We start from the raw sequence: 18923 nt of genomic DNA on the forward strand, positions 1-18923 counted from the left end.
GCCATCGGATGCGACCTCAGCGCCCAGTCGCCCGGTCACGCCATCGGATACGACCTCACCGCCCAGTCGCCCGGCCACGCCATCGGATACGACCTCACCGCCCAGTCGCCCGGCCACGCCATCAGACACGACCTCACCGCCCAGTCGCCCAGGCACGGCATCGGTACCGTTCGGGTCCGGCCGCGGCTCGTGGCCGGTCCGGGCGAGAAGCGCTGCTACGTCTAGGCCGGAAGTGCCCGCGTCCAGTGCCTCGCCGCGGCTGCGGCGGTCCACCGACGAGTTGCGGACGGCGTTGGTTTCAGTCATCGGGTCTCCGCGTCGTCACCCGAAGTTCGTGACCCACCCTCGTGCCGAAACTGCCGCCCGGCCTCCTGTCGGATCTCCTGCCCACCGTCGTCTGGGCTCGGGCGCATACCGTCGTCCGAGATGGGCTGCCCGCCGTCGTACAGGATTCGCTGCCGGCCGTCCTGCGGGATTCCCGGCCCACCATCCTGCGCGGTTCCCGGCCCACCACCCTGCGGGAATTCCAGCCCACCATCCTGCGGGATTCCCAGCCCACCATCCCGTGGGATTTCCGGCCCGCTGTGCTGAGGGGGCGGGGTGCGGCCGGGGTCGGGGGGTGACCAGGATCGGTACTCGCGCAGCCGGTCCGGGGTTGTGGTGACCGTGGCCGGATGGCCGTCGGTGACCGTGGCGCCGAGGTTCGCGGCCAGGCGGCGGGCCGGTTCGTTGCGCGGGGTGTGGTCGACCGTGAGGTGGATCGTGGTGGCGCCCAGGGCTTCGGCGCGGTCGGCCAGCCAGGTCAGCAGGCGTTCCTCGACGCCTCGGCCCAGGACGCGGCAGCTGAGGTGCCAGGCGCGCAGGTGCAGAACGTCGTCTTCGGGGTCCAGGGCCAGGACCGAGATCAGGCCGTATTCGCCGAAACGGTCTCGGGCCGTGGCGGTCCAGATCTCGGCGGCTTCGAAGGCGGTGTCGCGGTTGTCCGTCAGGGTGAACTGGTTGGTGCGGCGGGTCAGTTGGCGGGCCCGTTCGGTGGTCTCCGTGGTCAGCGGGGTCACTTCGACCGCCAGGTGGAGGCTGTCCAGGAATTCGGCGAATTCCGTTGCGGCGCGGGCCCGGTCGCGGGCCCGCTCCTGGTGGTACCGGTCGGCGCGGTGACGGTCCTCGGGGGTGGTGGCGAGCGGCACCATCGGCCACAGTCTGTGCAGGAACGAGTCCAGTTCGGCGGCGGGCGGGCAGGTTACGGTGAGGACCTCGGGCAGGGCCGCTCGGATCCGGGCCACCTCGACGGGGTTGTCGTCCAGGCAGCAGAAGGTGTCGAGGCCGAGATTCAGTGTGGCGGCGATATGTTCGAGGCGGTCGGGTTTGGGTTCCCAGCCAGTCGACACCAGGGCGAAATCGTCGAAGCGCAGGGGACTTTCGGGGCGGTCGAGGACGGCTCGGACGGTGGTCTCGTCGTTGTTGGTCAGCAGGACCGGCAGGGTGCCCGCCGCGCGCCATTGCCGTAGGCGGCGCGCGAGTTCGGCTCGGGGGGCGTCGAATTCGACCGCGTCCGGGCCGATCTCGGCGGCGGTTCCGGTCCAGAGGGTGTCGTCGCCGTCGACGACGATCACCTTCGGTGGCGCCTCGCGCACCGCGCGGACGGTGTCGGCGAGGGTGAGGGCGACGGCGGCCTGGAATTCGACGGTGAACGGCAGGTGGGCCAGGACGTCGCTACGTTCGTCGAAGGGATCCGCCACCGGGTGGCGGTCGTGCCACCGGTGCGGGGCCAGCAGGGCCACGCCGGGGACATCGCGCAGGCCGTCGCTCACCCGGTTCTCCCAGTCGCGCAGGCGGTCCTGCGGATTCGCGGACGGGAGGATGCCGATGATCACCGGTCGGTGGGTGCGGTCGATCACCGCGCGCACGGCCGCCGGGTAGTCCGCGGCGAGTTCGGTCAGTTGCTCGTCGGAGAGCGCGCCGTAGCGTTCCAGATCGGTGGCGCGCAGCAGGATCACGGCGAGGTCGGTGGACGGCTGGGCGAAGACGCCGGAAGGGTCTCGCAGGCAGGCCAGTACGTGGTGGTAGGGGGCCTCGGCGACGGTGATGGGCTCGGTGTCGTCGGTGGCGGCTCGCAGCAGTTCGGGGAGGCGGCCGGTGGCGAAGGTGGCGGCCAGACCGATGTGATGGCCCGGAAGATGAGGCGCCGCAGTGGTTCCGGTGATCGCGGGAACGGCCGGGTCGGCCACTGCGGCGGCGACGGCGGTCAGGTATTGCGCGCCGAAGGCGGTGCAGCTGTCCGCGTCGATGATGTCGCTGTTGTACAGGAACCAGATCCGGCCGGTGTCGGGAAGGACCGCGACCATCAGGTCGAGATCCGAGTAACCGGTGCTCACCGGGAGGATTTCGGCCGCGCCGGCCGGAGCGTCGGTGCGCAGGTAGTTGAAGTACACCTCGATCAGGGGGGCATTGTCGCGGTGCAGTCCGGCGGCGGCCAGCGCGGCGAGGGTGTCGCCGAATCCCGCGCCGGGGGCGAGCAGGCGGCGCAGCCGGTCGCCGGTGCGGCGCAGCACGTCCGAGACCAGGTCGCCGGGGTCGACGGCGGCCGGGAAGGGGACGGGGACACCGAAATAGCCGACCGCGTCGCGGGTGTCGGTGTGCATGCGGGTGTCGACCGGGACGGCGAGCGCGAAGTGGTGCGCCGACTGGCGGCGGGCCAGCAGGATCGAGAGGACGCCGAGGAACAGTGCCGCGGGGGTGATGCCGAGGTCGCGGGCCCGGTCGGCGACGCGGTCGGACAGTCCGGCGGGCAGTTCCAGCAGGGCCGATCCGGCGCGGTAGCTGCGTTGTTCCGGACGTGGTGCGGCCCAGGTCAATTCGAGGCGGCGGGCGTCGGCGAACGCGGTCCGCCAGGTGTCGTCGTGCTCAGGCCGGGCCGTCTGGGCGGCGACCAGTTGGTGCAGGTCACGGTTGGTGGCGGTGTCGTCGAGGCGGTGACCGGACAGGTCGGCGGCCAGTTCGCCGGCCACCTGCAGCATCGACCGCACGTCGCTCATGCTGTGATGTGCGCCGAAGATCACTGTGCGGCGGTCGTTTCCGCCGTCGATCAGTTCGAATCGCCACAGCGGCGCCACCGCCGGGTCGAAGGGTCGCGCCATCAGTTCCGCGAAGCGGCGCTCGATCACGGTGTCGTCGGCGGTGTCGAGTTCGGACCAGCGCAGCAGTGCGTCGCCGGGCTCGCGGTGGATCTCCAGTACCCGGCCGTGCTCCTCGTCGGGGCGGATCGCGGTGCGCAGGGCCGCGTGCCGGGCCGCGAGGCGGTGCAGGGCGGCCTCCAGGTCGGGCCGGGTGACCGGGTTCGGCAGGCGCAGTGCGATTCCGCCGGTCTGTGCGGCGGCGGGGATGCCGAGTTGCTCGGTGCGCAGCAGGCGCATCATGTCCCGGGTGACCGGCAGCGTCTCGGTCTCGGGCACCGGTACCGGGGTCGCGGCCGGTGCGGCGCCGGGGCCGGGACGCAGCAGCTCGTTCACCAGGTATTCGGCGAGGTCGGCCGGATTCTGTTCGGCGAGAATCGTTCCCAGCGGCACGGTGATGCCGGTGTGCTCCCGGACCTTGTTGCGCAGTTCCACCGCCATCAGCGAGTCCAGGCCGAGATGCTGGAAGCTCTGTTCGGCGGCGACGGCCTCGGTGTCGGTGTGGCCGAGCACATCCGCGGTCCATTCGGCCACCGCCCGCGCGGCCAGGGCGACGGCGTGATCGCGGCCCGCGGCGCGCAGCCGCCCGGCGAAATCGGAGGCGGCGGCCTCGCCGGCGGCGCGTTCGGCGACCGCGCGACGCGGAGCCCGGCGGACCAGGCCGCGCAGCAGCGGCGGCACATCCTGGGCCCGGCGCAGTGCGGCCGGGTCGAGCAGCAGCGGGACCAGCACGGTCGCCTCGGTGCGCAGGGCGGCGTCGAAACACGCCATGCCCTCGGTCACTGTGAAGGCGCGCACTCCGGCGCGGGCGATGCGCCGAATGTCGGCCTGCGCCATCACATCCAGCATGTCGACCTCCCAGGCGCCCCAGGCCAGGGACCGGGCGGGGAGGCCCCGGGCGACGCGGTGCGCGGCGAGCGCGTCCAGGTAGGTGTTGGCGGCGGCGTAGTTCGCCTGGCCGGGGGTGCCGAAGAGGCCGCCCGCGGCGGAGAACAGCACGAACAGCGCCAGGTCGCGGTCGGCGGTGAGTTCGTGCAGATGGTGTGCCGCATCCACTTTCGGCCGCAGCGCGGCGTCGAGCTGGGCGGGGGTGAGCGCGCCGAGGGTGGCGTCGTCGAGGACGCAGGCCGCGTGCACGACACCGGTCAGGGGCACGCCGTCGAGCAGTTCCGCCAGGGCCGTGCGGTCGCCGACGTCGCACGGCGCGAAGCGGACTCGCGCGCCGCCGCGTTCCAGGTCGGCGCGCAGGGCGGCGGCGCCGGGCCCCTGTTCGCCGCGGCGGCTGACCAGCAACAGATCCCGGACGCCGTGGCCGGCCACCAGATGCCGGGCCAGTTCGGAGCCCAGCCGGCCGGGTGCGCCGGTGATCAGCACGGTTCCGGTCGAAAGGTCCGGTCGCGCACCGGCGGTCGCGGACGATCGCATCAGCCGCGGGACGAAGCAGGCGCCGTCGCGGACGGCCACCTGCCCCTCACCGGTGGCCAGGATCGCGGCCAGATCGAGGACGGGATCCGTGGAGTCGATCAGGACCAGCCGGCCCGGATTCTCGGATCGGGCCGAGCGCACCAGACCCCAGACGGCCGCGCCGGCCAGGCCCGTGACGTCCTCGCCGGGGAGGCCGACCGCCGACCGGGTCCGCACGATCACCGTGGACGAGTCGAATCGGCTGTCGGACAGGATGTCCTGCAACGCACGCAGGATCTGCCCGGTGATCTCGTGCACCTGCTCCGGGGTGGCTCCGTCGGGCACGGTGAGCAGGATCGCGTTCGTGCCCGGGACCGGTTCGGCGCCGGGCTCCCAGTCGAACCAGGCCACCGGGCGCACCGGGTCCGGCAGCGGACGGGGTTCCCAATCCAGCCGGTAGAGGCGGCGCAGGGCGGGGGCCAGCGCGCCGGCCGCCCAGCGGTCGGCGGCGATCGGCCGGGACAGTACCGCGCCGGCCGAGAAGACCGGTCGCCCGGCCGAATCCGTCGCGGACACCGTCACCGCGTCGGCGCCGGATCGGGTCAGACGGACCCGCAGCGCGGTGGCGCCGGAGGCCCACAGCACCGCGTCCGTCCACACGAACGGCAGCAGGGCACTGTCGCCGTCGGCGGCGAGCAACTCGGTACCGTGCAGGGCGGCGTCGAGCAGGGCGGGATGGATGCCGAACCGGGCGGCGTCGGGATGCGCGGATTCGGCGAGTTCGACCTCGGCGAAGATCTCGTCCCCGCGCTGCCACAGCGCGCGCACGCCGCGGAACGACGGCCCGTATCGGTGACCGCGGGCGGACAGTCGCGCGTACAGGTCGCCGGGGTCGGCCGGCACTGCGCCCGGTGGCGGCCATGCGGTCGAATCCTGCTGTACGGGAACGATTTCCGGTTCCTCGGCGAGGATGCCGTCGGCGTGCAGGGTCCATTCGGCCGACGGGTCCTGTTCGTCGCGGGCGAACAGCCGCACCGGGCGGCACCGATCCGGGCCCGCGCCGCCGACCACCACCTGGAGTCGCAGCGCCGACCGCTCGGGAACCAGCAGCGCTTCCCGCAGCACGAGTTCGCGCACCGCCGGGGTGTCGACCTCGTCCCCGGCCCGGACGGCCAGTTCGATCAGCGCCGCGCCCGGCACCGGCACCGTGTTCGCCCCGGCGTGATCGGCGAGCCACGGGTGGTGTTGCCGCGACAGCCGGCCGGTCAGCGTGACGCCGCCGGTATCCGGTTGCGGGACAACGGTGTTCAGGATCGGATGGGCGATGTCGGGTGATCCGGGCGTGGCGCCGCCGCGGCGCGCCGGGTCGGTCCAGAACCGCTTCTCGTCGAAGGCGTAGGTCGGCAGGTCGACCCGGCCGCGTTCGGGAACCAGCGCGGCCCAGTCGAGTTCGTGCCCGGCGGCGTGCAGTTCGGCCTGGGCGCGCGCGAGGCAGACGGGTCCGCTCTCCTCACGCACCAGCGAGGTGACCGACACCACGTCCCGGCCCGCCTCCTCGGCGACGGTACGGACGGCCAGGCTCAGCGAGGGATGTACGCCGAGTTCGACGAAATATCGGAATCCGTCGGCGATCATCCGCGCGACGGTGGGGGCGAACCGCACGGTGTCGCGGGTGTTGCGGTACCAGTAGTCCGGCCCGACGGGCTCGCTCCCGACAGGTTCGCCGGTCACCGTCGAATACCACGTGGTCACCGGCGATTCTCCGCGCAGGCCCGCGATCTCGGCCGTCAGCGGCTCGCGGATCGAGTCGATCAGCCGACAGTGCCCGGCGAAACCCGGTCCGGCCGGGCCCATCCGGGTGTAGTGGCCGCGGCGGTCCATCTCCGCGAGCAACTCCTCGACGGCGGCCTGCTCGCCCGCGACGATCGTGGATCGCGGCACGTTGACCGCGGCGACGGAGACCCGGCCGCCGAATTCGGCGATCGGGGCACGAGTCTCGTCCACCGGCAGGCCGATCATCGCCATCGCGCCGGGCTCGGCGATCCCGGCCAGCAGCCGGCTGCGGGTGACGACGAGCCGTGCGGCATCGCCCAATTCGAGGACGCCCGCGCAGTAGGCGGCGGCGATCTCGCCCTGACTGTGGCCGATCACGGCGTCCGGGATCACCCCCACCGCGCGCCACGCGGCCGCGAGTCCGACCATGGTCGCGAACAACAGCGGCTGCACCACCGGGAAGTCGACGAGGTCGGCGGGGGTCAGCGTGATCAGGCGGTCGACCAGCGACCAGCGGGTGTGCGCGCCGAACGCCTTGTCGCACTGCTCGAATTCGGCGCGGAACGCGTCCGAGTCGGCGAGCAGATCGCGCGCCATGCCCGCCCATTGGGTGCCCTGTCCGGGGAACACGAAAGCGGTTCGGCCGCTGGTGAAGACGGGACCGGATCCGACGACGGCATCGGCGGAGGACCGGCCCTCCGCCAGATCGCGCAGACCGCCGATCATGTCGTCGCGGCCCCGCGCGACCACCACGGCCCGGCGCTCGAACCGGGTGCGGTGCAACGCCAGCGAGCGCGAGACCGGGCCCGGTCGCAGTGCCGGGTCGGCCACCACCAGATCCAGCAGGCGCCGCGCCTGCCCCTGCAGGGCGGCCCGGCTGCGCGCGGACAGCGGCAGCAGGCGGACGCCGTCACGCTCCTCCGGCTCCGGAAGATCTACGGCCGCCGCTTCTTCCGGCGCTTCGCTCGCCACGGGTACGGGGTCCGGGGCCTCCTCCAGGATGAGGTGCGCGTTGGTGCCGCTGAGCCCGAAGGCGCTGATTCCCGCGCGCCGGGTCCGGTCGCCGCGCGGCCACGCGGCGGTGCGGGCTTGTACCGCGAGACCGCTGCTCGCCCAGTCGATCTGCGTCGTCGGCCGCTCGGCGCCCAGGGTGGCGGGCAGCTGCTGATGTTTCAGTGCGAGAACGAGTTTGAGGATGCTGCCCACTCCGGCGGCCGCCTGGGTGTGGCCGAGGTTGGATTTCAGCGATCCGATGCCCAGCGGCCGATCGGCGTCGCGGCCCGGCCCGAACACCCGGGACAGGGCCCGCGCCTCGATCGGGTCGCCGAGCGCGGTGCCGGTGCCGTGCGCCTCCACATAGTCGATGTCGTGCGGTTCCAGCCGGGCCGCGCGCAGCGCCTGCCGCAGGACCTGTTCCTGCGCAGCGCCGTTGGGGGCGCTGAGGCCCTGGCTGCGGCCGTCCTGGTTGACCGCGGAACCGCGGATCACCGCGAGTACCCGGTCACCGTCGCGCCGCGCGTCGCGCAGCCGTTTCAGCAGCACCAGCCCGGCGCCCTCGGCCCAGACCGTGCCGTCGCCGTCGGCGGAGAAGGGGGCGCACTTGCCGGACGGGGACAGCACCCCGAGGCGGCACAGCTCGATGTGCGCGGTCGGCGACATGAGCAGCGTCGCGCCGCCGGCCAGCGCCAGCTCGCATTCGCCCGCGACCAGGGCGCGCGCGGCCAGGTGGATGGCGACCAGCGAGGACGAGCACGCCGTGTCGAGTGTGATCGCCGGGCCGTGCAACCCGAGGGTGTACGCGATCCGGCCGGAGGCGACGCTCGGCGACAAGCCCGTGCCGACCTGGCCGTTCAGTTGTTCCGGGGCGACGTCGGCGAGGTATCCGGTGCCGTAGAGGCCCAGGTACACGCCGGTCGCGCTGCCCTGCAGGCTGCGCGGATCCCGGCCGGAGCGTTCGATGGCCTCCCAGCCCAGTTGCAGCATCATCCGCTGCTGCGGATCCATCACCGCGGCCTCGCGCGGCCCGATGCCGAAGAACGCCGCGTCGAAGCGGTCGATGCCGTCGACGTACCCGCCGCGGAAGGTGTACGCGGTGCCGCTGGCGGCCGGGTCCGGATCGTAGAGGCCGTCGATGTCCCAGCGGCCCGCGGGCGGTTCACCGAGTCCGTCGCGCTCGCTCTCCAGCAGCCGCCACAGGGCTTCCGGCGAATCGACGGCGCCCGGGAATCGGCAGGACATCGAGAGGATGGCGATCGCGTCGTCCGGCTCGCCCGCGACGTCGTCGCCGCCGTGGGCCGCCGGCTCCTCGAGGGCGGCGTCGTCCGGCTCGGCGAGGGTCTGCGCGGGCGCCACCGCGGCGGCCACCTCGGCGATCGTCGGATGGTCGAACAACAGGTTGGTGTCGAGGAAGCGGCCGGCTACATCCGACAGATCGACCACCAGTTCCACCAGATCGGCGGAGCCCAGGCCGAATTCGACCAGCGGGCGGTGCACGTCGACCCGCTCCGGATCGAGCTCGGACCGGCTCGCGATCTCCGAGACCAGCCAGGCGCGGATGGCGGCGGCCGAGCCGGGCGGATCGGCCGGGGCCGCGGCCGGCCGCGGTTCGAGGACGGGCGGGTCGAGTTCGTCCTCCGGGGCCGGGAGGGAATCGACGGCGATATCCAGTTCGCCGGAGAGGTAGGCGTCCCGGCAGGCGCGGCGCGCGATCTTGCCGCTGCTGGTCTTGGCGATCGTGCCCGGCCGGATCAGCGCCACGGCCGCGAGGGTGAGACCGTGGTCCGTGGCCACCGCGCCGCGCACCGCCGTCTCGATCTCGCCCGGTTCGGCCTCGATCTCCGCGCGCACCTCGGCCACCACCACCGGTTGCTCGCCGCCGATGCCGAAGTCCACCGAGAAGGCGGCCACGCAGCCGGGACGCACCGCCGGATGCGCGGTCTCGACGGTCAGTTCGAGATCCTGCGGATAGTGGTTGCGGCCGTCCACGATCAGCAGATCCTTCTGCCGGCCGGTGACGAAAAGCTCCCCGTCCGAGAGGAATCCGAGGTCGCCGGTGCGGAGGTAACGGCGGTCGTCGCCGGGCAGGGTGGCGCCGAAGGTGGCGGCGGTGGCCTGCTCGTCGCGGAAATAGCCCGCGGCGACACTGTTTCCGGCGACCCAGATCTCCCCCTCCTCGCCCTCGCCGCGGGCGGCGCCCGACTCCGGGTCGGCGACGGCGACCACCAGTCCGGCGGGCGGCCTTCCCACGCCGACGAGTTCGGCGTGGTGCGCGCGATCGCCGACGATGTAGCGGCCGGGCACCTCGTACAGCGTCGGCGGCCGCGCCGGTGCGGCCGCGGTCACGATCAGGGTCGCCTCGGCCAGTCCGTAGACGGGATGCATTGCGCCGGGACGGAATCCGGCGGAGGCGAAGGTCTCGGTGAAGCGCCGCACCGTGGTGGCGCGCACCGGTTCGGCGCCGTTGAACGCCACCCGCCAGCGACTCAGATCGAGTCCCTCGCGCTGTTCCGGCGCGATGCGCCGCAGGCACAGCTCATAGGCGAAGTTGGGGCCGCCGCTGGTGTGCGCGCCGAAGGCCGAGATCGCCCGCAGCCAGCGCTCGGGCCGCTGCAGGAAGTGCAGCGGCGACATGAGCACCGAGTATCCGCCGAGGTGAACCGGTTGCAGGACGGGCGCGATGAGACCCATGTCGTGGTACATCGGCAGCCAGCTCACGAACAGGGCGCCGTCCCGGGATTCCAGCACGGCCGGGTCGTGGCCGAGTCCGGCGGCGATCGCCGCCTGGTTGTGCAGCAGGTTCGCGTGGGTGAGGCGCACGCCGCGCGGGGCGCTGGTGGAGCCGGAGGTGTACTGGATGAACGCGTCCGCGTCCGGGTCGAGATCGACCGGCCGCCAGCTCGTTTCGAGGTCGTCCGGGATCGTGTCGGTGGCCGTCCAGGGCAGGCCGGCCAGTTCGGGCAGCTGTTCGCGCAGGGTCGCCGCCTCGTCGATCACATGCTGCGGGGCGAGGACGATCTGCACGTCGGCGTGCGCGACCATCCGCCGCAGCCGGTGCAGCGTGCGGTTCTCCCATCCGGTCACCGGTGCGGGCACCGCGACCACCCCGGCCGCCAGGCAGCCGAAGAACGCCTCGATGAATTCCAGGCCGGCGGGGTACAGCAGCAGGGCGCGCTCGGGCCGCGATTCCCGCAGGGCGGCCGCGATCGCCCGGGTGCGCCTGCCCAGCCGCGCGTAGGTCAGCTCCTCGACGGGTCCGTCCGCGTCACCGTCGGTCAGGAATTTGTGGACCGGCTCGTCGGGCCGCTCCTCGCCCCGTGCGAACAGCGTCTCGATCAACGTGCCGGCCATCAGTACATCCCTTGCGCAAAGCCCGTTTCCGAGGGCCGTGACGCTCGGGCACATCCGGGCATTCCAGGCGCTCGAGCCACGGGCGCCCGATCTGCTGAGGCAATATACCGTCGCGACAGCCTTTGTCAGGGACGGTAATTCGAGGGGCATTGCCCGCAGCGAGATCGTTCGCGAGGATGTCGGGGTGTCACCCTCCGCGATATCGCTGCGTGATCTTCCCCGAGTGCGTACCCGCGACCTCACCCAGCTCGGCGGCCTGATCCGGCCGGGCACCCACCGGTCGCCGCTGGCCACGCTCGGTGAGCGCTTCGTCGTGTCACCGCCCGGCCTGCCGACGATGCTGGTCACCCACGACATGGACGACGTGTGGGCTCTGTTCGCCGCGCGGGAGGACTTCTCACTCGGGCGGGTCCTGAGCCGGTTGTCCAGCCACGACGTCGTGTTCGGCACCGAGACGCTGATCTTCCTCGACGGCGACGAGCACCGCCGCGAACGCCGGCTGTTCGCGCCCGCGTTCCACCACCAGGCCGTCCTGAAGTACGAGAACCTCATCACCGACGTGGTCGATCGGATACTGCCGGGCTGGCCGGTCGGCCGGCCGTTCGAATTCCTCCGGGCCGGTTACGATCTCGCTATCGGCGTGCTGCTGGGTGTCGTGTTCGGCGATACGCCGCCGGATCGGCTGGACCGGCTGCGGCAGGCGGTGGCCCGGTGGTTCGGGGCGATCGAGAGCCGGGGCTTCCTCGCCGCCACCATGCTCACACCGTTCCTCGGTGGCTACACCCCGCCCTATCCGCCGTTGCGGCGCTCGGAGGCGGGGGTCGACGAGGTGATCCTCGCGGAGATCGCCGACCGGCGGGCCACCGGCCGGACCGGCACCGATGTGCTGTCGCGGTACGTGGGCACCGAATCGGATCGGCACGACGATCCGGGGCTGGCCCGCAACATGCGCGGAATCCTGTTGGGCGCCTACGAAACCACCGCGATCACCCTCGGCTGGATCGCCGCGCTGCTGGCCGGCCATCCCGAGGCCATGGCCGAGGTGGACGCCGCCGCCGACTCGGGCGACCTCGACCGGCTCGACACCTACCTCGACGCGGTGGTCGCCGAGGCGATGCGGCTGCGGCCCGCGAGCCCGTTCACCGGCCGGCGGGCGGTGCGCGACACGGTGATCAACGGCGTGGAGATCCCGCGCGACGCCATGGTGATCGTGCCGATCCTGGTGATCCACGAGTCGCCGCGGCACTATCCGGACCCGCTGGCCTTCCGGCCCGAGCGCTTCCTCGGGGAGCCGCCGCAGAACCGCACCTGGCTGGCCTTCGGCGGCGGACCGCACCGCTGCCTCGGCGCGCAGTTCGCGCTGTTCGAGGCACGGGTGATGTTCCGGGCGGTGCTGCGGCACCGCCGCATCGAGGTCACGCCCGGCTACGTCGAGCCGCCGCGCCGGCTGCACACCGGGATCAGTCCGGCGCACAACGCGCGGATCACGCTGCACCGCCGCTGAATTCGACGTCGGTACCGCCGAGCCGGGCACGGTCAGCGGTACGGGCGGCAGCCGACGGGGTCGGTCAGCTCGGCGCACGGGGCGTCCCCGTACTTGCTGAGGATGTCCTTGCCCTCACCGAAGCCGAGGAAGCGCAGGAAGGCCGCCGCCAGCGAATCCGGCGGCAGCGCACCGACGCTGTAGGCGTACTCGGAGGCGCCGAAGTGGTAGGCCCCGGCGAGGGCCTCCGCACGGGTGGCCCGGTGCCCGTCCACCCCGATCACGCGGATGCGGGAATCCGCTGCGGCCGTAGCCACTTCGGAGTATCCGATCGCCCCCGGGGTCCGCGCGACCAGGGTCAGCAGGTCGGCGGTGGTGTCCGCCTCGCAGCGCGGCGGTTCCGGCGCGGCGGCTCCGGCATGACAGTCGACCGAATTGTCCGGCGGCTGATCGCCTTCCAGTATCTCGTGCTCGAATGCCGAACGGCTGCCGGAACTCCGGTGCCGGCCGACCAGCCGCACCGGCAGATCGGGTCCGCCCAGTTCCCTCCAGTTGAGGTACCTGCCGGCGTAGAGATCCGCGATCTGCTGCCGCGACAGGCTCTCCACTCCGGTCACCTCGGGGTTGATCACCGGGGTGAACAGCACGAACGCGATCGGCCGGGCCACCAGCGCCGGATGGTCGGTGTTCAGGCCGTCGGTGAAGGCCAGTTGCGTGGCCGGATCGGCCGGTTTCCCACTGTCGAGCCGCTGGAGTCCGTCGTTGCTGCTCTTGAAGCCGGTGGCGTCGATATGCGCACCGGGACAACGCTGTTGATATCTCGCGGCGCTGTCCTGCATGACCTTCTCGATCGCGGTGGACCCGGTCAGGGACAGCCGGCCCGCCTCGCAGTCCATCGGATCGGTGTGCGGTGTGATCAGTCCGGTGACGAACTGCACGACGACCACCGCGACCAGCAGGGTCACCAGCGCGGCGTACGGGGTCGACATCCGGGTGCGACTCTCGGTCCGGATGGCCTTGCCGCGCCGGATGCCGCCGTCGACCTCGGGCAGCGGTAACTCGTCTCCGTGCTTGGGCACGTCCGGATGGCGCCGCAGCACCGCCATGATCTTGTACGAATCCTCGCGGCCCAGTGCGAATCTGGGCAGCACGATGAGGCCGTCGCTGCCCTCCAGATCGGTCTTCACGCCGCTGGTATGGTCGCGCAGAACGGATTTCATCGATCGGCTCGGCGCCGTCAGCGCGACGCCGGCGACTGTGCGGCCGGGGAACCGGAACGTGATGCCGGAGTTCGCGCCGTCACTGTGCCGGTAGTCCTCGTGGCCGATCTCGGTCCAGCCGTTGTTCTCGATCTTCAGCAGGACGATCGACATGTCGCCGAGCTTCGCCGGTTTCGCCCCGTCGTCGCCCTTCTTCGGCAGCAGTTGCTGCAGGACGCCGAGTTGCGCCGCCTCCTCGGCACTGTCGGCGCTGGCGCGGACCAGATCGTTCACCTGTACCCGGTAACCGAGCCGCTTGCGCCCGGACAGGATGAACTCCCACGAGAACGCGACCACCGGAACGACGACACCGACGACGGCGAAGACGTAGGTGAGAAGGTGGTCCACCGAAAGCCCCCGATCTGCTGTGCCCACCATCCTCGGAGCCGGGCCGCGCTCTGCCAACGTGGGCGGACAGTGTTCGGGCACAGTTCATCGCACGGTAAACACCTTGGCGGACTTCGGATCCCGTGCTATGGCGTCAGCACCGGCCGCCGGGGGTGTGCGGCGCCTCGGCCCAGGCCGACCCGATCGGACCCGAATCCCGCCAACGACCCCTTCGACCAGTGAGCTGGTCGACAGCCTGGCGCAGGCGGCATTCGTGACGATGGCGGTACTGACCGAGGTCGCGGGCGACAACGACATCTCGCTGACCCGGCTGCGTGTGCTGGGCATCGGCGCATCCTCGATTCCGGGCCGACCTGAGACCCCCGGCGACCGCGCGGCAACCGCGCGGCAATGTACAGTGCGGGGATGTTCGAACCGCGCAGTCTGGTGGAAAACGGTGTCCGGCACTACGGGCGGCTGGGCGCCCGGCCGGTGTCGGTGAACCCGCTCGACGAGTTCCGCGGCCCGTGGCGCCGGCTGCGGCGCACCCGGCTGAAGGAATGGGCCGGATTCACCGTGCTGCATCCGGAGATCTACGCGTCGATGATCCTCCAGGACGCGAAATATCTCGCCAGCTCCGAGATCTACGTGCACGACCGGGCCACCGGCGTGCTCCACCAGCACGAGCAGGTGGCGCCGCCCGGTGCGGTCCGGTTCGCCGGACGGCTGATCGGCAGCTCGGTAGCGTTGCGCCGCAAGCGATATGCGCTCTCCTACGAGTTCGCGGCCGATCGGCACCGCATCGAGATCGATATCGCCGCCACCACCGACGCGCCCGCCTTCACCGGACGGCTGGACCTGCTGCCCGCCTCGGCCTCGCCCGCGCTGTCGGTGAGTTCCCGGCTGCCCGGCGGCACCATGTACACGAACAAGGCGCTGTATCCCGTCGAGGGCTCGCTACGGGTAGGCGAACGCGAATTCGTGTTCCGCCCGGACCGCGATCTCGCGATCCTGGACGAGCACAAGTCCGCGCTCCCCTATCGCACCGTCTGGACCTGGGGCACGTTCGGCACCTTCGCCGACGGCGTCCCGGTCGGCGCGAACTTCGTGGACCGGCCGGAACTGCCCGGGCAGCCGGAGGAATCCGCGATCTGGACCGCCGCGGCGGCCGCGCCGCTGGCCGACGTCGACTTCGGATGGGACGCGTCGGCGCCGTTGTCGCCGTGGCGGATCCGCTCCGCCGACGGCCGCCTGGACGTCACCTTCACCCCGGAGGGCCGCAAGACCGTCGACCTGCAACTCGGCGTGCTGGCCATGGATTACTTCCAGGCGTACGGCACCTTCGCCGGAAGTCTCGACATCGGTACTCGCACACTCGAACTCACCGATGTGCACGGCGTCTGCGAGCAGATGCGCGCACGGCTGTGACGACGCGCGTGCGGGCCGCGGCCGGTGACGGCCGCGGCTCGTACGTCATAGCGCGGTAGGCGGCCGCAGGACGCCGGCCGCGCGCAGGCGCTCGATCACCAGGTCGGCCAGTTCCTCCGGGGTCCGCGTGCCGCCGGAGTCCAGGTGCACCTCCGGCGCCTCCGGCGGCTCGTACGGCGAGTCGATGCCGGTGAAGTTGACCAGCTCGCCCCGACGGGCCTTGGCGTACAACCCTTTCCGGTCACGGGCCTCCACCACCGCCAGCGGCGCGTCCACGTGCACCTCGAAGAAGGCTCCGGCGCCGAGCCGTTCGCGGGCGCGGGCCCGCTCGGCGCGGAACGGCGCGATGAACGAGGCCAGCACGATCAGGCCGGCGTCGGACAGCAGCCGCGCCACCTCCACCACCCGGCGGATGTTCTCCACCCGGTCGGCGTCGGTGAAGCCGAGGTCCGCGTTCAGGCCGTGCCGGACGTTGTCGCCGTCCAGCAGATAGGTGTGGAAACCCTGCTCGTGCAACCGTTTCTCGACCAGGTTCGCGATGGTGGACTTGCCGGCGCCGGACAGTCCGGTGAACCACACCACCGCCGGTTGCTGCCCCTTGCTGCGGGCCCGCGCCCGCTGGTCGACCTCCACCGACTGCCAGTGGATGTTGTGCGCGCGCCGCAGCGCGAAGCGCAGCATCCCGGCGGCGACCGTGTCCTGGGTGAACCGGTCGATGAGGACGAAGCCGCCGGTGTCGCGGTTGCCGGCGTACGGATCGAACGGGATCGGCCGGTCCAGATGCAGTGCGACGACACCGATCTCGTTCAGCCCGAGGGTGCGCGCGGCGGTGCGCTCCAGGGTGTTGACGTTCACCGCGTACTTGGGCTGACCCACCTGCGCGACGGCGGTCGAGGTGCCGAGTTTGAGCAGATAGGTGCGGCCGGGCAGCATCTGCTCCTCGCTCATCCACACCAGGTGCGCTTCGAACTGGTCCGCGACCTCGGGTGCGGCGCCGGCGGCGGCGATGACATCGCCACGGCTCACATCGATCTCGTCGGTGAGGGTCAGCGTGATCGACTGATCGGCGACCGCCACGTCGAGATCCCCGTCGGCGGTGACGATCCGGGCCACCGTGGACGTCTGGCCGGACGGCACCACCCGCACCCGGTCACCGGGACGTACAGTGCCACCGGCGATCTGGCCGGAGAAGCCGCGGAAAGCCGGATTCGGCCGGTTGACCCACTGCACCGGCAACCGGAACGGGTGCGCGTCGCGGTCGTCGGCGATCTCCACCGTCTCCAGATGGTTGATCAGCGACGGCCCGGTGTACCAGGGGGTGTTCGGGCTCGGCTGCAGGATGTTGTCGCCGCGCAGCGCCGACATCGGGATCGCGACCACGTCGCCGAGGCCGATGCTCGCGGCGAAATCCCGGTACTCGGTCTCGATCTCCTCGAACCGCTCCCGCGAATAGTCCAGCAGGTCCAGCTTGTTCACCGCCAGCACGATGTGCCGGATGCCCAGCAGCGAGACCAGGTAGCTGTGCCGGCGGGTCTGGGTCAGCACGCCCCTGCGGGCGTCGATCAGGATCACCGCCAGGTCCGCAGTCGAGGCGCCGGTGACCATGTTGCGGGTGTACTGCTCGTGACCCGGGGTGTCGGCCACGATGAACTTGCGCCGCTCGGTGGTGAAGAACCGGTAGGCCACGTCGATGGTGATGCCCTGTTCGCGTTCGGCGGCCAGGCCGTCGACCAGCAGCGCGAAATCCAGTTCCCCGCCCTGGGTTCCGACGGTCTTCGAATCCCGCTCGAGTTCCGCGAGATGATCGGAGAACACCATCTTGGAGTCGTAGAGCAGCCGCCCGATCAGGGTGGACTTGCCGTCGTCGACGCTGCCGCAGGTGATGAAGCGCAGCATCGTCTTCCGCTCGTGGCGGCGCAGGTACTCCTCGATGTCGGTGGCGACCAGATCCTCCGGAGCGGCAGCGACCGGATCCTCCGGAGCGGTGGCGACCGGATTCTCGGACTCGGGGTGCGTCATCAGAAGTACCCTTCCTGCTTCTTCTTCTCCATCGAGCCGGTGGAGTCGCGGTCGATCACCCGGCCCTGACGTTCGGAACTGGTGGTCAGCAACATCTCCTGCACGACCGCGGTCAGCGTGGTCGCCGTGCTGGCCACCGCGCCGGACAGCGGATAGCAGCCGAGGGTCCGGAACCGCACCATGCGCCGCTCGGGAATCTCGCCGGGCTGCAACGGCATCCGCTCGTCGTCGACCATGATCAGCGCGCTGTCGCGTTCCACCACCGGCCGCGACGCCGCGAAATACAGGTCCACCAGCGGGATCCGCTCCAGATGGATGTACTGCCAGACATCGAGCTCGGTCCAGTTCGACAGCGGGAACACCCGCAGACTCTCCCCCGGCCGCTTGCGGGTGTTGTACAGCCGCCACAGTTCCGGCCGCTGCCGCTTGGGGTCCCAGCGGTGCTGCGCCGACCGCAGCGAGAACACCCGCTCCTTGGCGCGGGACTTCTCCTCGTCGCGGCGCGCGCCGCCGAAGGCCAGGTCGAACCTGTGCAGATCCAGGGCCTGCTTGAGGCCCTCGGTCTTCCACATCTCGGTGTGCAGCGCCGAGCCGTGCTCGAACGGATTGATGCCCCGCGCAACGCATTCCGGATTCCGGTGAACGATCAGGTCCAGATCGGCGGAGTCCGCGATCCGGTCCCGGAACTCGTACATGGCGCGGAACTTCCACGTGGTGTCCACGTGCAGCAGCGGGAACGGTAGCCGCGACGGATGAAAGGCCTTGCGCGCCAGGTGCAGCAGCACCGAGCTGTCCTTGCCGATCGAATACAGCATCACCGGCCGTTCGCTCTCGGCGACCGCCTCCCGCATGATCTGGATGCTCTCCGCCTCCAGCCGTTGCAGGTGGGTCAGCCCTCCGGTGCTCTCGAGTGTCGTGCTCGTCATCTCGCCCGTCCTTCAGTTGCGCAGGTGCGCGCCGCCGCCGATGAACCACACCTGGCCGTTGATCCACTCGGCCTCGTCCGACAGCAGGAACGAGACGACCGAGGCCAGATCGTCGGGTACGCCGAGCCGGGTGGTGCGGCCCGCGGTCAGGAACATCTCCTGCAGCCCCACATCGTTCTGGTTCTTCACGGTCTCGCCCATCACCAGGCCCGGCATCACGCCGTTGGCGCGAATTCCCTGGCGGCCGTAGTTGATCGCGATGTGCCGGGTGAGCTGGTTGACACCCGCCTTGGAGACGCCGTAGGCGACCCGCGACGGGTCACCGCCGACCGACGTCCCGGAGGAGGTGTTGACGATGCTGCCGCCGCCCCGGTCGAGTAGATGCGGCAGCACCGCCCGCACGGTGCGGACGTAACCGAGCAGGTTCACGTCCAGAGTGCGCTGCCAGACGTCGAATTCGGTCTCCAGGACGGTCTTGTCGCGGCCGATGTTGGCCGGCGACAGATCCGCGCCGACGTTGAAAAGGCCGTGCACGCCACCGAATTCGGCGATCGTCCGGTCCACCATGGCCTGCACCGACTTGTCGTCGGCGAGGTCGAACTCCACCGCGATCGCGCGGCCGCCTGCCCGCGCGATCTGCTCGACGGTCGCCTCGGCCCCCGCGATGTTGATGTCGCCCACGGTGACGAGGGCGCCCTCCTCGGCCAGCCGGGCCGCCGCGGCGGCCCCGATCCCGGTCGCGCCGCCGGCGACGACGTACGTCTTCTCCCGCAGTCCGCGCACG

The 18923-nt window shown here is 71.4% G+C and carries 7 protein-coding genes; 2 read left to right on the forward strand and 5 right to left on the reverse strand.

What is annotated here, in order from left to right; genetic code table 11:
• Positions 1-302 precede the first annotated feature (302 nt).
• A complete protein-coding gene (locus tag NRB56_RS15465) occupies positions 303-10697 on the reverse strand; it encodes a type I polyketide synthase (protein ID WP_194290868.1) in 10395 nt (3464 codons plus the stop codon).
• Positions 10698-10920: 223 nt separating this feature from the next.
• On the opposite strand from NRB56_RS15465, the gene NRB56_RS15470 reads away from it, so the two are divergent.
• A complete protein-coding gene (locus NRB56_RS15470; protein WP_319943041.1) occupies positions 10921-12201 on the forward strand; it encodes a cytochrome P450 in 1281 nt (426 codons plus the stop codon).
• 32 nt (positions 12202-12233) lie between these two features.
• Here the strand turns inward: NRB56_RS15470 and NRB56_RS15475 are convergent, their stop codons facing one another.
• Positions 12234-13817: a substrate-binding domain-containing protein gene (locus NRB56_RS15475; RefSeq protein ID WP_153342689.1), complete on the reverse strand. Its 1584-nt coding sequence runs from the start codon at positions 13815-13817 to the stop codon at positions 12234-12236.
• Between the two features lie 375 nt (positions 13818-14192).
• Between NRB56_RS15475 and NRB56_RS15480 the strand changes: the two genes are divergently transcribed.
• Positions 14193-15194: a DUF2804 domain-containing protein gene (locus NRB56_RS15480; RefSeq protein ID WP_227837750.1), complete on the forward strand. Its 1002-nt coding sequence runs from the start codon at positions 14193-14195 to the stop codon at positions 15192-15194.
• 45 nt (positions 15195-15239) lie between these two features.
• Here NRB56_RS15480 and cysN read toward each other — a convergent pair whose 3' ends face one another.
• The 3 genes from cysN to NRB56_RS15495 are packed head-to-tail and all read right to left on the reverse strand — an operon-like array spanning position 15240 to position 18922.
• Positions 15240-17213, reverse strand: a complete 1974-nt coding sequence (gene cysN, locus NRB56_RS15485; protein WP_153342693.1) for a sulfate adenylyltransferase subunit CysN — start codon at positions 17211-17213, stop codon at positions 15240-15242.
• Complete coding sequence (gene cysD, locus NRB56_RS15490) at positions 17213-18139, reverse strand: sulfate adenylyltransferase subunit CysD (RefSeq protein ID WP_153342695.1); 927 nt, start codon at positions 18137-18139, stop codon at positions 17213-17215. Before cysD ends, cysN begins: the two co-directional genes overlap by 1 nt.
• Before the next feature lie 12 nt (positions 18140-18151).
• Complete coding sequence (locus NRB56_RS15495; RefSeq protein ID WP_319943042.1) at positions 18152-18922, reverse strand: SDR family NAD(P)-dependent oxidoreductase; 771 nt, start codon at positions 18920-18922, stop codon at positions 18152-18154.
• Position 18923 lies beyond the last annotated feature (1 nt).

It is taken from the genome of Nocardia aurantia, from assembly GCF_009604425.1.
Taxonomy (GTDB): domain Bacteria; phylum Actinomycetota; class Actinomycetes; order Mycobacteriales; family Mycobacteriaceae; genus Nocardia; species Nocardia aurantia.

What these genes read in the sequence shown, in the direction of transcription:
- NRB56_RS15465 (WP_194290868.1), bottom strand. Translation starts at nt 10,697, where the DNA reads ATGGCCGGCACGTTGATCGAGACGCTGTTCGCACGGGGCGAGGAGCGG.
- NRB56_RS15475 (WP_153342689.1), bottom strand. Translation starts at nt 13,817, where the DNA reads ATGGTGGGCACAGCAGATCGGGGGCTTTCGGTGGACCACCTTCTCACC.
- NRB56_RS15480 (WP_227837750.1), top strand. Translation starts at nt 14,193, where the DNA reads ATGTTCGAACCGCGCAGTCTGGTGGAAAACGGTGTCCGGCACTACGGG.
- cysN (WP_153342693.1), bottom strand. Translation starts at nt 17,213, where the DNA reads ATGACGCACCCCGAGTCCGAGAATCCGGTCGCCACCGCTCCGGAGGAT.
- cysD (WP_153342695.1), bottom strand. Translation starts at nt 18,139, where the DNA reads ATGACGAGCACGACACTCGAGAGCACCGGAGGGCTGACCCACCTGCAA.